The organism is Kitasatospora humi (assembly GCF_020907985.1).
Classification (GTDB): Bacteria; Actinomycetota; Actinomycetes; order Streptomycetales; family Streptomycetaceae; genus Kitasatospora; species Kitasatospora humi.
This window is the reverse complement of record NZ_JAJJPA010000061.1, coordinates 25,864-39,155: the sequence shown is the minus strand read 5'-3', so window position 1 is coordinate 39,155 and position 13,292 is coordinate 25,864. Positions and strand designations below refer to the sequence as shown.

12 protein-coding genes are annotated in these 13,292 nt (G+C 70.4%); 7 read left to right on the top strand and 5 right to left on the bottom strand.

All coding sequences use genetic code 11. The features are described from left to right. Nucleotides 1–228: 228 nt before the first annotated feature. A complete protein-coding gene (locus LN042_RS32725) occupies nt 229–378 on the bottom strand; it encodes a helix-turn-helix domain-containing protein (RefSeq protein WP_230055074.1) in 150 nt (49 codons plus the stop codon). Nucleotides 379–564: 186 nt separating this feature from the next. Here LN042_RS32725 and LN042_RS32720 point away from each other — a divergent pair, with 186 nt between their 5' ends. From LN042_RS32720 to LN042_RS32705, 4 genes are all read left to right on the top strand, one after another. Beyond that, nucleotides 565–1,110 (top strand): hypothetical protein, encoded by a 546-nt coding sequence (locus LN042_RS32720; RefSeq protein ID WP_230055073.1) that lies wholly within the window; start codon nt 565–567, stop codon nt 1,108–1,110. After that, nucleotides 1,082–2,266, top strand: coding sequence for a tyrosine-type recombinase/integrase (locus tag LN042_RS37495; RefSeq protein ID WP_230055072.1), 1,185 nt, complete (start codon nt 1,082–1,084; stop codon nt 2,264–2,266). The genes LN042_RS32720 and LN042_RS37495 overlap by 29 nt, the downstream gene beginning before the upstream one ends. Nucleotides 2,267–2,651: 385 nt before the next feature. Continuing rightward, nucleotides 2,652–3,314 (top strand): hypothetical protein, encoded by a 663-nt coding sequence (locus LN042_RS32710; protein ID WP_230055071.1) that lies wholly within the window; start codon nt 2,652–2,654, stop codon nt 3,312–3,314. A 413-nt stretch (nt 3,315–3,727) separates the two neighbouring features. Continuing rightward, a complete protein-coding gene (locus LN042_RS32705) occupies nt 3,728–4,456 on the top strand; it encodes a DUF4232 domain-containing protein (protein WP_230055070.1) in 729 nt (242 codons plus the stop codon). Nucleotides 4,457–4,493: 37 nt separating this feature from the next. Here LN042_RS32705 and LN042_RS32700 read toward each other — a convergent pair whose 3' ends face one another. The 3 genes from LN042_RS32700 to LN042_RS32690 all read right to left on the bottom strand — a co-directional run bounded on the left by LN042_RS32700 (nt 4,494) and on the right by LN042_RS32690 (nt 7,041). After that, nucleotides 4,494–5,168: a TetR/AcrR family transcriptional regulator gene (locus tag LN042_RS32700; protein ID WP_230055069.1), complete on the bottom strand. Its 675-nt coding sequence runs from the start codon at nt 5,166–5,168 to the stop codon at nt 4,494–4,496. 97 nt (nt 5,169–5,265) lie between these two features. Further along, the gene (locus LN042_RS32695; protein ID WP_230055068.1) at nt 5,266–5,742 is read right to left on the bottom strand and encodes a serine O-acetyltransferase; all 477 of its coding nucleotides are present in this window, start codon (nt 5,740–5,742) and stop codon (nt 5,266–5,268) included. Nucleotides 5,743–5,838: 96 nt separating this feature from the next. Next, nucleotides 5,839–7,041, bottom strand: a complete 1,203-nt coding sequence (locus LN042_RS32690; RefSeq protein ID WP_230055067.1) for an LCP family protein — start codon at nt 7,039–7,041, stop codon at nt 5,839–5,841. Between the two features lie 357 nt (nt 7,042–7,398). On the opposite strand from LN042_RS32690, the gene LN042_RS32685 reads away from it, so the two are divergent. From LN042_RS32685 to LN042_RS32675, 3 genes are all read left to right on the top strand, one after another. Continuing rightward, the gene (locus LN042_RS32685) at nt 7,399–8,187 is read left to right on the top strand and encodes an ABC transporter ATP-binding protein (protein ID WP_230055066.1); all 789 of its coding nucleotides are present in this window, start codon (nt 7,399–7,401) and stop codon (nt 8,185–8,187) included. 63 nt (nt 8,188–8,250) lie between these two features. Further along, on the top strand, nt 8,251–10,782 hold the full coding sequence (locus tag LN042_RS32680; protein ID WP_230055076.1) for an ABC transporter permease: 2,532 nt from the start codon (nt 8,251–8,253) through the stop codon (nt 10,780–10,782). 109 nt (nt 10,783–10,891) lie between these two features. Further along, nucleotides 10,892–11,917, top strand: a complete 1,026-nt coding sequence (locus LN042_RS32675) for a glycosyltransferase family 2 protein (RefSeq protein WP_230055075.1) — start codon at nt 10,892–10,894, stop codon at nt 11,915–11,917. A 19-nt stretch (nt 11,918–11,936) separates the two neighbouring features. Here the strand turns inward: LN042_RS32675 and LN042_RS32670 are convergent, their stop codons facing one another. Continuing rightward, entirely contained in the window at nt 11,937–13,241 is a 1,305-nt protein-coding gene (locus LN042_RS32670; RefSeq protein WP_230055065.1) for an LCP family protein, read from the bottom strand. Nucleotides 13,242–13,292: the final 51 nt, after the last annotated feature.

The window sequence follows — 13,292 nt, the reverse complement described above, 5'->3', positions numbered from 1 at the left end:
CAACGAATGCCAGATTCGGGCGTTAGCAGCTCATGGCGCTTGCAGGTCGAGATTGCATTGTGAACGGCATTATCCTGAATTGGCAATACTGCCCCGGTCTCGCGATGTACTCTCGCCCCCAGTCTGTCAATTAGTTCCCCGGGCCCATATTCGGCATGCCCGATGCGATTCATGTCCGCCAGGGCCAGGAGGAATATCCTGAGCCACAGGGTCCAAAGCCGAGCTTGGTCAAGCGTCCTGCCTTTCGATCCAGCGATCCACGTCGGCCAGGTGGAAGCGTAGATGTCCGCCGATCTTCCGCGCCGGTAGGCCAACTGCCTTGTGGTTGTTGCAGATCCATGCCGCCTTGACCCCCAGGTAGGCGGCGAGCTCGCTCACGTTGAGTAGTCGCCCAGTCGTCATCCTGCCCCTCTCGCTCAGTGGCTCGAAGCAGCAAGACACGAGACATGGTGGCAACCGTGTATCGGGTGCTACGGTACCACTCGTACCGGGAACGGTCCGGTACACGGCGGCTGTCATGTCTCGTGGGCTAGGTTGCGAGACATGACAGAGGAGCGAGAGAGCGTGGAACTGCCCGACGGCTGGCGGCTCGAAGGAACGAAGCTCACCTATGCGCATGACCTGAGTGGCTGGGCTCTTGAGGTGACTTTCCGACTGGATCTCCTGTGGATGGACGGCCCGGCTGAGCTGTCAGTTGTCGTCCACGACGTGGACGCGTCAGAGGAGTCGAACGGCCTGACTGCCGACCTTCTGCGCTCGATCCCGATGGGGGAGATCCGAAAGACGGGTGTGCGTCTGCGTAGCCAACTGGGTTACGCAGTAGGCCCATTCGGCTCCGGGGTCGTCTTGGACAGGGTCGAGACCGACCTTGAATACGCCCTGATGTCCGAGGTCTACATCCAGCTCATCAAGCAGGGCTTCCGGAGCCCGATCAGCCGCCTGGCTGACGGGTGGGGGATGAGCCGGAACACCATCAGTGGACGCATCCGCCGTGCGCGTGCAATGGGCTTCCTCGACGGCCCGGCGGGCAAGCCCGCCGACCGGCTGACGGAGAAGTCGCGGAGCCTCTTGGAGGGGCACAGTGGCTCGGTCGTGGATCAACGCGGCTAAAAACGGCAAGGGCTGGACCGTCTTTTGGTACGACCCGGACGGCAAGCAGCGTCAGCAGACGCTCAAGCTGAAGCGTGATGCGGAGGCCGTCCGGACCAAGATCGAGCGGGAGCTTGACCTTGGTGTGTACGTGGATGTCCGGCAGAGCAAGGAACCGCTCGCCGCTGTCTTCGAGAGGTGGGCTACCTCCCGGGGAGTTGAGAACAGCAGCGTGAAGCAGTACCGCACCATCCTGAACCGGAACATCCGGCCGTTCTTCGGCTCGCGGTCCATCGCCGCTATCAAGCTGTCGGACGTGCAGGAGTGGGTGGCGTGGATGATCAGCACCTACAACTACAAGTCGTCAACGCTCCAGTTCCGGCTGAACATCCTCACATCGGTCTTCACCTGGGCGATGGACAATGAGCTGATCGGCCGGAATCCGGCGAAGAAGGCGACGCTCCCGGGGAGCCGCGCGAAGACCCGCCGGGTGCAGAAGGCGGACATCCAGGTTCCGAAGCGTGAGGACGTGCACGCGATCATCGCAGGGGCGCCCGGGCGCTACCAGGGGATGCTGTGGGTCATGGCTGGCTGTGGTCTGCGGCTCGGCGAGGCTATGGGGCTCAGTCGCGACCGGATCGACTTCAAGGCGAAGACGATCACCGTTGACCGTCAGGTTGCTGGCGACGGCGACACTGGGTCTGGCAAGTTCGGAGCCCAGCGCCTCCGCCACATCAAGTGGCGGGATGAGGACGATCACGGACGCGTGGTGCCGCTCCCGGACGCCGTAGCCCTGGGGCTGAGGCGACACCTCAAGCAGCACGGCACTTGGGGGCCGGACGGGCTGCTCTTCTGCAACAAGACCCGGACTGGCTTCCTGTACCCCGAGTACTGGTACCAGTCGGTCTGGATGCCCGCCCTGTCCGCTGCGAACGTGGCCTACTTCAAGACCCACTGCCTGAGGCACTTCTACGCCTCCTCGCTGCTTGCTCAGGGCGTGCCGATGACGGAGGTCTCCGCGTGGCTGGGCCACTCGTCGGTGAGCGTCACGGAGGAGTACTACGCGCATCTGATGCCCGATGCACCGGACCGCGCCAGGCAGGCGATAGACGCGGCCTTGGGGCTGGTGAAGCCGGTGGAAGAGGAGGAACCGGAGGCTGACGAGTCGGTAGCGTGATCAGCGATGCTGGCGAAATGCTGGGAGGAGGCTGGCCAGATGGCGTTTCGCCTGGTGGGAGCCACAATCCACTGTGTTCACCCAGATTTACGAGGGGACGAACCAGGTCCAGCGGATCGTCATGGCGCGGAACCTTCCGACCGCCTGATCCGCGCTCGGAGCAGCAGGTGAGAGGCACCCTTCGGGGTGCCTCTCGGCTTTTGCGGACCTTCCACCCGGCCCGGTCCGCCGCTGCCCCGCCGCCGGTCCAACGCTGCGGGGCTGTCCGCGCCCTGTCACAGGGCCGCAACAGGGGTAACCGCGCCCGGGGGTCGTCGCGTGGAGACAAGTGACCGCCCGTGACGGCCGGTCAGGAACGACAGCCGATCCCAGGGGGGAACCAGTCATGAAGGCCACTCGCATCGCCGCCGCCACCGTGGTCGCCGCCGCCGCACTGGCCCTGACCGCTTGCGGCCCGGACGACACCGGCGACTCGGCCGGAGCCTCGCCCAGCGCCGCTGCGTCCGCCACGGCCTCGGCCGCCGCGTCCGCCACGGCCTCGGCCGGCGCGAGCGCGCCGGCCGCGAGCCCGACCGCGGTGACCAGCGTCAAGCCCATCTCGGGCGGCTCGGCCAAGCCGACCGGCGCGGCCAAGCCGAGCGCCACCAAGTCGTCCGGTGCCACCCCGAGTTCGGACTGCACCGAGCTGGCGCTGAAGAACATCGGCGGGCAGGTGGTCGAGGCCACCGACAACGGCTACCTGACCCACATCTGGATGAAGGCCAAGCCCGCCAAGTTCGTCTGCGGCCCGAACGTCCCGGACGACGGCTACTTCGAGGGCTACGGCAGCCCCGCCCTCTACTCGTTCAGCAACGACGTGAAGACCTTCCTGCTGGAGGGCGCCACACCGAAGGCGGTCGACCTGGACACCTTCATGAAGCACCAGGACGCCTGCCTGCACAACCCGTCCGGCGTGACCGCGCCCTACGCCTGCTACGGCAACCGGTACGTCCTCACGGTCACCGGCCAGAACGTGGTCACCAGCATCACCGAGCTGTACCACCCGTGAGGCGGGCGGCCGGATCAGCGGGCCAGGGCCGCCAGCGGTCGCCGGGTCAGGCCGCTCTGAGGTGCCGTCAGACCGCGGACCGGCGCCGGGGCGGCCGGCTGGATGCCGAGTGCCACGCAGCTGTGCGCCGGCCAGGCGCCCGCCAGGGTCGGACCCCACGCGCCGTCGAAGCGGTGGTCGGCGGCGAAGGGGTGCGCCAGGGCCGGGAACGCCGCCGGGCGGAGGAGTACAGGTAGCCCGAGTACACGGTGAACAGGGCGATGCCGGCGCCACGGAGGCCACCAGGGCCGGGCCGGTGACCAGCAGGGCGTGCCCGGTGATCCGCACCGGGTTGGCTCGCCCCACCCCCACCGGGGCGAGCCCGATCGCTCCCGGTGACACGACAGTTGAACGACCGACCTGTGAGGCGAGCAATGGAGATCCGTATCGTGCGGCTGGGCCGGGGACTGGCGGCCGCCGGGCTGACCGTGGGGCTGGCCCTGGGGGCCGCGGCCTGCAACGACGACAACAGCGGCGCCGGCACGGCCGGTCCCGCGGGTGCGACGGCCGCGTCCAGCACGGCCGCGTCCAGCACGGCCGCGTCCGGCACGGCCGTGCCCTCGAAGGCCGCACCCTCCGCCGGGCGGACCGCGGGTCCTGCCGGCGGTGGGACGGGTGGCGGCAGGGGCGGTTCGCAGCCGTCGAGCGCCGCTGCCGCCGGATCCCGCTGCCACACCGACGAGTTGAGGGCCGATGTGCAGCTCCAGCCGGACTTCCCCGGCAACGCGATGGTGATGCTGGTCAACAAGGGCACCCGCACCTGCACCGTCGACGGCTACCTCGGCTACGGCGGGCTGGCCGCCGACAACAGCAGGGTGGACCTCACCACCAACCGGGTGGCGTACCCCGGGGCGCCGATCCAGGTGGCCCTGGAGCCGGGCGCCACCGCCTTCTCCGGGCTGAAGTGGAGCTCGTGCGACAAGGCCGACGCCGGCTGCGAGGTGCTGGCCGGCCTGGTGGTGACCCCGCCGGACGAGACCACCCGGCTGACCGCGGACGTGCTCGGTGTCGACGGTCAGGCGGTGCCCCAACTGACGGTGTCGGCCGCCGGGTTGACCGTGGGTTCGCTGCAGCCGAGCAACCAGGGCGTGGTCTTCGGCTGATGGCCGGACCGGCGGGGCGTGACCGGGTGGGGTCCCGTCAGGCCGTGCGGTAGCCCGCCAGGAACAGGTCCACGCCCGAGGTGATCACCCTGGCCAGCTCCGCGTCGTCGACGTGGGCCTCGGGTGCGAAGGTGTGCACGAGCTGCGGGACCCCCACGGTGGCGGCGACCAGCTGCTGCACGGCCAGCTTGGGATCCGGCGCCCGCAGGACGCCGCGGCGGTCCAGCTCGGTGAACGCCTCGACCAGCGGGCCGTTGTTCATGTCGTAGTTGATCCGGTACCAGAGCTGGCCCAGCTGGGGGAAGCGGTCGATCTCGCCGATCACCAGCCGGCGCAGCGACATGATGTCCGGCCGGAGCAGGATCCGCGCCCAGTCCAGCATCAGTGCGACCAGCGCGGCGCGCAGGTCCTCGGCCTCGGCGATGGTGGAGTTGAACGGCTTGAGGTCCGCGTAGGTGGTGGGCAGGATGCCGCCGACCACCGCCAGGAAGAGCCGCTCCTTGCTGCCGAAGTGCTTGTAGATGGTGGCCTTGGACACGCCCGAGCGCGCGGTGATGGCATCCATCGAGGCCGCCGAGTACCCCTCGCGCAGGAACTCGCCCAGGGCGGCGTTGATGATCGCCCGCCGCTTGCGCTGGGCGGCGTCCACCGGCTCCGGGATGATCGGGATTCCGTACTCGTCGGTCGGCCCGGCGCTGTTGGAGGCGGCCATGGGGATCCTTCGGCTGGTGATGGGGCGTCACAGTATATGAACTGAACGGTTCGGTGTGTTAGTACGGACGGCCGCCCGTCGAAGGATCGATCCGAGGTCAGACGGCCTCGCGGGCCCGCCGACCGGTCGCCTCCGCGCCGTCCGAGCGGCGGCCCACCAGGCGGGCCGGCACCCCGGCCCAGATCTCGTCCGGGCCGGTGGAGCAGGTCAGCACCGCGTTGGCGCCGACCACGGTGCCGGCGCCGACGGTGAGCACGCCCCGCTTGCAGATGATCTTCGCGCCGGCACAGACCACCACGCCGTCCTCCAGCACCACCCGCTCCATCGCGCTGTCCTGCTGCGGCACCCAGGGGTCGGCCCGCCCGATGGTGACGCCGTTGTAGAGCGTGACGCCGGCGCCGAGCGTGGTGTACGGGTGCAGCACCGTGCCGAAGCCGCGGTGGTACACCCGCAGACCGGGCCCGATCTCGGCGGCCGGCGGGACCTCCATGCCGTAGAGCGCGAGCAACTCCCGCAGCAGGCGGCCGAACACCGGATGGCGGCGGCGGTAGATCAGCGAAGTCACCAGTGACATGGGCACATTGTGGCCACCGGCGGCTCATGGCCATCCCGACTCGCGGACAGGATCACCGGGACGGTGCGGAGCGCGGCCCCTGGGTTGACGGGCCGGTCAGGAGGCCGGCAGCGGGTTGTCGTTCTCGATCGCGTCGAAGACCTGCTTGGACTTCACCGGATCCCACTTGACCGCCGACTGCCCGTCCGGCGTGCGGTAGTTCGGGTTGGAGATCGGGATGGTGATGCTCTTGCCGTCGCCGCCGCTCACCGAGCGCATCGCCTCGAAGAGCGAAGCCAGGTCGGTCAGACCGGTGTCCTTGTCCACGATCAGGGTGTCCAGACCGGAGCCGATCAACGGGTAGAGCGTGAACGGATCCAGCAGGGTGCTCGGGGTGGCCGCCTGGTGGGCCAGCGCGGCGAGGAACTTCTGCTGGTTGCGCATCCGGCCCAGGTCCTGGTCGGCCATCTGGTGGCGCTGGCGGACGAAGGCGAGCGACTGCTGTCCGTCGAGGGTCTGGCAGCCGGCCTTGAGGTTGAGCCCGGAGTCCTGGTCCTGGATGTCCTTGTCGATGCACATGTGCACGCCGCCCACGGCGTCCACGATGCCGACGAAGCCCGCGAAGCCGACCTCGGCGTAGTGGTCGATGTGGATGCCGGTGTTCTTCTCCACCGTCTCGGCCAGCAGCTGGCCGCCGCCGTTGTTGAAGGCCGAGTTGATCTTGCTGGTGGTGGCCGGGATGGTCCGGCCGGTGCCCGCGGTGTCCAGGTGCTGCGGGATCGGCACCCAGGAGTCGCGCGGGATGCTCATCAGGGTGTTCCCGTGGTCGCCGATGTGCAGGACCATCATCGAGTCGCTGCGCTTGCCGTCGTCGGAGCCGGTGTGCAGCTGCTGCTTCTGGGTGTCGCTGAGGCCGTCCCGGCTGTCGGAACCGACGATCAGCCAGTTGGTGCCCTTGCCGGGGGCGGGGCGGCCGGGGTAGTCGGCGAGCACGTTCTGCTGGTTCAGCTTGGAGTCGGCCCAGGCGTAGGTGCCGCCCGCGGTGGCGAGCAGGGCGCCGACCAGGCCGAGCGCGACGTAGGCGGCGATCCGCTTGCGGGAGCGGCGCCGGCGCGCGGGCTGCCCGGGCGCTCGGCCCCCGGGCGCCCCGACCGGTCCGCCGGGCGGGCGGGAGCCGGGTATCGAGCGCTGCGGCTGGGGCACGGCGCCCCGGCCGCGCGGGTTGAGCGAAGGCGGCAGTGGCGGCTCGGCGCCGCCGGTCGCACCTTCCGGTCCAGGTCGGCGGCCGCTGCCCGGTCCGCCCTGCTGCCAGTTGTCCATGGCTTCGAGCATGCCCGAGCCGTCCGCGAAAGCACCCCCGTCCGGCGCTCGCCCGCGGTCTTGTAGCAGAGTTGTCGCAGCGGCGGGACGGTCCTGCCGCTTGACGACCGAAGCTGTCCGCCGCCGCACCGGATCCTCGCACGCAACCGCTCGCTGCGGCCGGCCGAGCGCCCGTGGTACCCAGGGCGGAGGCGCCCCCTAGGGGTACCCGCACCCCGTCCCGGACCCAGGGGTCGCGGCACGTTCCTACCGGCGGATGAGGAGTTGTTCATCCGGACCGCATAGCTTTGGTACATCTGCTCGACCCTCGCTGTCCTGAGGGCCGGGCCCGGGGGAACAACGACCGAGGAGTACACCGTGACGACGGCATCCGCAGCCGTACAGACATCCGACAACCCAGGCGGCCCGTCCGCCAACGCCGCGGCGGCGCGGCAGGTCACCAAGGCGTACGGCGCGGGGGAGACCCGGGTCACGGCGCTCAACGCGGTCGATGTGGACATCCAGCGCGGCCGGTTCACCGCGATCATGGGCCCGTCCGGGTCCGGCAAGTCGACCCTGATGCACTGCCTGGCGGGCCTGGACACGGTGACCGACGGGCAGATCTGGATCGGCGACACCGAGATCACCGGCCTGAAGGACAAGCAGCTGACCAAGCTGCGCCGGGACAAGATCGGGTTCATCTTCCAGGCGTTCAACCTGCTGCCGACGCTGAACGCGATCGAGAACATCACGCTGCCGATGGACATCGCCGGCCGCAAGCCCGACCAGGGCTGGCTGGACCAGGTGGTGGCCACCGTCGGCCTGGCCGACCGGCTCAAGCACCGGCCGACCCAGCTGTCCGGCGGGCAGCAGCAGCGTGTCGCGGTGGCCCGGGCGCTGGCCGCCCGCCCGGAGATCATCTTCGGTGACGAGCCGACCGGGAACCTGGACTCCCGCTCCGGCGCCGAGGTGCTGACCTTCCTGCGCCGCTCGGTCGACGAGCTCTCCCAGACCATCGTGATGGTCACCCACGACCCGGTCGCGGCCGGCTACGCGGACCGGGTGCTGTTCCTGGCCGACGGCGTGATCGTGGACGAGATGCACGCGCCGACCGCCGACTCCGTCCTCGAGCGCATGCGCCGTTTCGACGGCAAGCGCACCAGCTGAGCCGGGGTCGAGACCGTGATACTCAAGACCTCACTGCGCAACTTCCTGTCCCACAAGGGGCGGATGGCGCTGTCGCTGATCGCGGTGGTGCTCTCGGTGGCCTTCGTCTCCGGCACCCTGGTCTTCTCCAACACCGCCACCAGCACCTTCGACAAGCTCTTCGCCGCGACCGCCTCGGACGTCGCCGTGGCCCCGGCGCCGCCCAGCGGTGACGACTCGGGCCAGGGCCAGGACACGTCCGGCCGGACGCCCACCATCCCGGCCTCGGTGGAGCAGCAGGTGGCGGCGCAGCCGGGCGTCAAGGAGACGGTGCCCCACGTCAGCGCCACCACCGCCACCCTGGTCAACCCGAAGACCAACAAGGCGGTCGGCCCGACCACCGGCGCGCCGACCATCGTCGGCGCCTGGACGCCCGGCCCGCGCACCCCGATGAAGATCACTTCCGGTGCCGCGCCGGTCGGCCCCGGCCAGATGATGATCGACGCCGACACCGCCGCGAAGGCCAAGCTCCACCTCGGCGACCCGATCCGGGTGATCGGCGAGCGCGGCACCTTCGACTACACCATCTCCGGGATCGCCACCTTCACCGGCACCAACCCGGGCGCCGCGCTGGCCTTCACCGACCTGCCCACCGCCCAGCAGGACCTGCTCGGCAGCACCAAGCTGCTGACCGGCGTGGACGCCTACAGCGACGGCAGCAAGACCAACGACCAGCTGAAGGCCGAGGTCAGCGCGGCCCTGGGCAACGCCTACCAGGTGAAGACCAGTGCCGAGCAGCAGGCCGACAACGCCAAGGGCGTCGGCTCGTTCCTCAACTTCATGAAGTACGTGATGCTCGGCTTCGCCGGCATCTCGCTGCTGGTCGGCGGCTTCCTGATCATCAACACCTTCTCCATGCTGGTCGCCCAGCGCACCCGGGAACTCGGCTTGCTGCGGGCGCTCGGCAGCAGCCGGCGCCAGGTGAACCGCTCGGTGCTCACGGAGGCGCTGCTGCTCGGGGTGCTCGGCTCGACCATCGGCCTGCTGGCCGGGCTCGGCCTGGCGCTGCTGCTGATCCAGCTGATGAAGGGCGCCGGGATGACGCTCAGCAGCTCGCTGGAGATCACCTCCTCGGTGCCGATCGCCTCGTACGCGGTGGGCATCGTGATCACGATGCTGGCCGCCTGGATCCCGGCCCGCCGGGCCGGCAGGGTCTCCCCGATGGCCGCGCTGCGCGACCACGGGACCCCGGCCGAGGCGGGCACCAACAAGGTGCGGATCATCCTCGGCCTGCTGGTCACGCTCGGCGGCGCCGCCCTGCTGGCGGTCGGCGGCACCAGCAAGGACCTCGGCCAGGCCGGCTCCGACCTCGGGCTCGGCGTGGTGCTGACACTGATCGGCTTCGTGGTGCTCGGCCCGCTGCTGGCCGGGGTCGCGGTCCGGGTGCTGGGCGCGGCACTGCCGGCGCTGTTCGGTCCGTCCGGCAAGCTGGCGCAGCGCAACGCGCTGCGCAACCCGCGCCGCACCGGTGCCACCGCGGCCGCGCTGATGATCGGCCTGGCGCTGGTCACCGGAGCCTCGGTGGTCACCAACTCGATGGTGGCCTCCACCAGCGAGCAGATCGACAAGCAGGTGGGCGCCGACTACATCGTCACGGTCAACCACGGCGGGCTGACCGCGCCGATGATCGACGCGGCCAAGGGCACCGCGGGCATCAGCCACATCACCGAGCTGCGGGAGCTGATGGCCACCCTCACCCTGCCCGACGGCTCGGTGGTCAAGCACCAGGCCGTCTCGGCGGTCTCCTCGACCTTCACCCAGGACTTCGCCGTGCCGGTCTCGACCGGCAGCACGGACGGCCTGGTGAACGGCGGGATCTCGGTCGACCAGAAGTTCGCCAAGGACCACAAGCTGGGCGTCGGTGACAAGGTCACCGTCGACTACGGCTCCGGCCGCACCCAGCAGCTGCCGGTCGGCCTGATCACCAGCACCGGCAACACGATCTTCGACAACCACCTCTACGCCACCATCGACACGGTGGCCAAGGCGGTGCCGCAGGACCAGCAGCCGCTGGACGTGATGGTCTTCGGCCGGGCCGCGAGCGGCGCGGACAAGGCGAAGACCCTCACCGCGCTGCAGAACTCCTTCGACGCCTACCCGCAGGTCTCGGTGCAGGACCAGGCCGGCTACAAGAAGATCGTGCAGCAGCAGGTGGACAGCCTGCTGACGCTGATCGACGGCCTGCTGGCGCTGGCGATCATCGTCGCGGTGCTCGGCGTGGTGAACACCCTGGCGCTGTCGGTGGTGGAGCGGACCAGGGAGATCGGCCTGCTGCGGGCGATCGGCCTGTCCCGCCGCCAGCTGCGCCGGATGATCCGGCTGGAGTCCGTGGTGATCGCGGTCTTCGGCGCACTGCTCGGCACCGGTCTCGGCCTGGCCTGGGGCATCACCGCCCAGCAGGTGCTCAAGGGCCAGGGCCTGAACATGCTGTCGGTGCCGGTGAGCACCATCGTCTGGGTGCTGATCGGCTCCGCCGTGGTCGGCCTGCTGGCCGCGCTGCTGCCGGCCTTCCGGGCCGGTCGGATGAACGTGCTGGCGGCGATCGCCACCGACTGACCGGTCGTCAAGCCGCTCGGGCCGGACGCCCCCCACGGGAGGGGCGTCCGGCCCGACGCGTTCAGCGGAGGTTCAGGCAGGTCCGGTACCGTTGGCCGGGATGAACACCATGGCTGCTGAGGAGCTGCCGGCGGTCTCCGTGATCATGCCGGTGCTGAACGAGGAACGACACCTTCGCACGGCCGTCCGGCGGATCCTGGAGCAGGAGTACGCCGGGGCCATGGAGGTGGTGATCGCGCTGGGTCCGTCCACCGACCGCACCGACGCCATCGCCGCCGAGCTGGCGGCCGAGGACCCGCGGGTGCGGACCGTGCAGAACCCCAGCGGGCGCACCCCGGCCGCGCTGAACGCGGCGATCCGGGCCTCCGGCAACCCGATCGTGGTGCGGGTGGACGGCCACGGCCTGCTCACCCCCGGGTACATCGCCACCGCGGTGCGCCTGCTCGGCGAGATGGACGCGGCCAACGTCGGCGGCATCATGCAGGCCGAGGGCGAGACCGAGTGGGAGAAGGCGGTCGCCGCGGCGATGACCGCCAAGATAGGCGTCGGCAACGCGGCCTTCCACACCGGCGGCCTGGCCGGTCCGGCCGAGACCGTCTACCTCGGGGTGTTCCGCCGCGAGGTGCTGGAGAAGCTCGGCGGCTACAACGAGGAGTTCATCCGCGCCCAGGACTGGGAGCTGAACTACCGGATCCGCCAGGACGGCGGCCTGATCTGGTTCACCCCGCAGCTGAGGGTGACCTACCGGCCGCGCCCCACCGTCAGGGCGCTCGCCAAGCAGTACAAGGACTACGGGCGTTGGCGCCGGGTGGTGACGCGCTACCACCGCGGCTCGGTCAACCTGCGCTACCTCGCGCCGCCGACCGCGCTGATCGCGGTGCTGCTCGGCCTGGTGCTCGGCGCGGCGGTGCACCCGCTGTTCTTCGTGCTGCCCGGTGGCTACGCGGCCGCGATCCTGGCCGGCTCGCTCAAGGAGGGGCGCGGCCTGTCGCCGCGGGCCCGTCTGCAACTTCCGGTCGCGCTGGCCACCATGCACTTCAGCTGGGGCTTCGGCTTCCTGACTTCGCCGCGCAAGCTGGCCGCCAAGGTGATCGCCAGCACCGCCCCGGGCAGGGCGCGCGAGTCGGTGCACTGAGCCGGCCCGGGCCGGCGGCTCACTGGTCGAGCGTGCCGGTCCAGCCCTGGACGCAGCTGCGGTCGTCGCCGTTGCGCACCGTGATGCCGCCGGGGCCGGTGGGCGCGGGTGCCGACGGGGACGGCGAGGAGTAGTCCGCCGGTACGGACGACGCCGTGGCGGCATCCGGCGCCGCGGTGCTCGCGGTCGGTGCGGCGGTGTCCGGCGCCGGGGCGCTCGCGGTCGGTGAACCGGTGGGTGCGGCGGTGGGCGAGTCGGTCGGCGCGGGGGCCTGGCTCAGCGGCCGCTCCTGCTTGACCAACTGGAACAGCTGGTCCGCGGCCGGCTGGGTGAAGGCCGCCTTCTCGCGCAGCTCCGGGTCGGGATCGTCCGGGGTGTAGTGCATCTCCGGCTGGACGAACTGCACCGCGCCCGGCTTGATGCCGCTGAGCGCGTTGGCCAGCGCGACCAGCTTGGTGGTGCCGGCGATCGCGTCGTCCACGGTGATCGAGCGGGTCGCCGTCTCGACCACCGGGAAGGCGGTGGTCGGGTCCAGCAGGGTGCCGGCGCTGGTCACCTTGCGCAGCAGCGCGGCCAGGAAGGCCCGCTGCATGCTGAACCGGCCCAGCGAGCTGCCGTCCTGCACCGCCATCCGGGTCCGCACGAACGCCAACCCCTGGTCACCGTTGAGCAGTTGGGGCCCGGCCGGGAGGTCGAGGTGCGACTCCCGGTCGTGGATCGGCGTGCAGAGGTCGACCGGCACCCCGCCGACCGCGTTGGTCAGGTCCTTGACGCCCTGGAAGTCGACCAGGGCGTAGTGGTCGATCTTCAGCTGGGTGATCGACTCCACGGTGCTGGTGACGCAGCCCGGGCCGCCGCGCCCGAGGGCCTCGTTGAGCGGCCGGTGCCGGGCGGCGGGGAAGTCCTCGCCGGTCTTGGGGTCCTTGCACTCGGGCAGGTCGACCAGGGTGTCCCGGGGCAGGTTGACCACCACCGCGGAGTTCCGGTCCGGCGCGATGTGCAGCAGCAGGTCGACGTCGTTGTTGCCGGGGCCGGTATTGTCCACGTCGCCGTAGGCGCCGTCCAGGCCGGCCCGGCTGTCGGTGCCGATGACCAGGATGTTCATCGCGGTGCGGCCGGCCCGGTCGGTCGGGCCCGGCGGGGGCGGCGGCAGGGCGACGGCGGCCCGCAGCGGCGCGTGCCGGATGTTGTGGTCCAGGTGCCGCAGGTAGAGGTAGCCGGCCGAGCCGGTGACCAGCACCAGCACGGCCAGGGCGAGCGAGGCGCGCTTCAACCAGCGCCGGGTGCGACCGTTTCCGGTGCCGTCGCGCCGCGTGCTGGTCATGGCTCGTTCCCCCCAAATGGACTGTGGGGGGAATGTACCGCCTGACTCGGA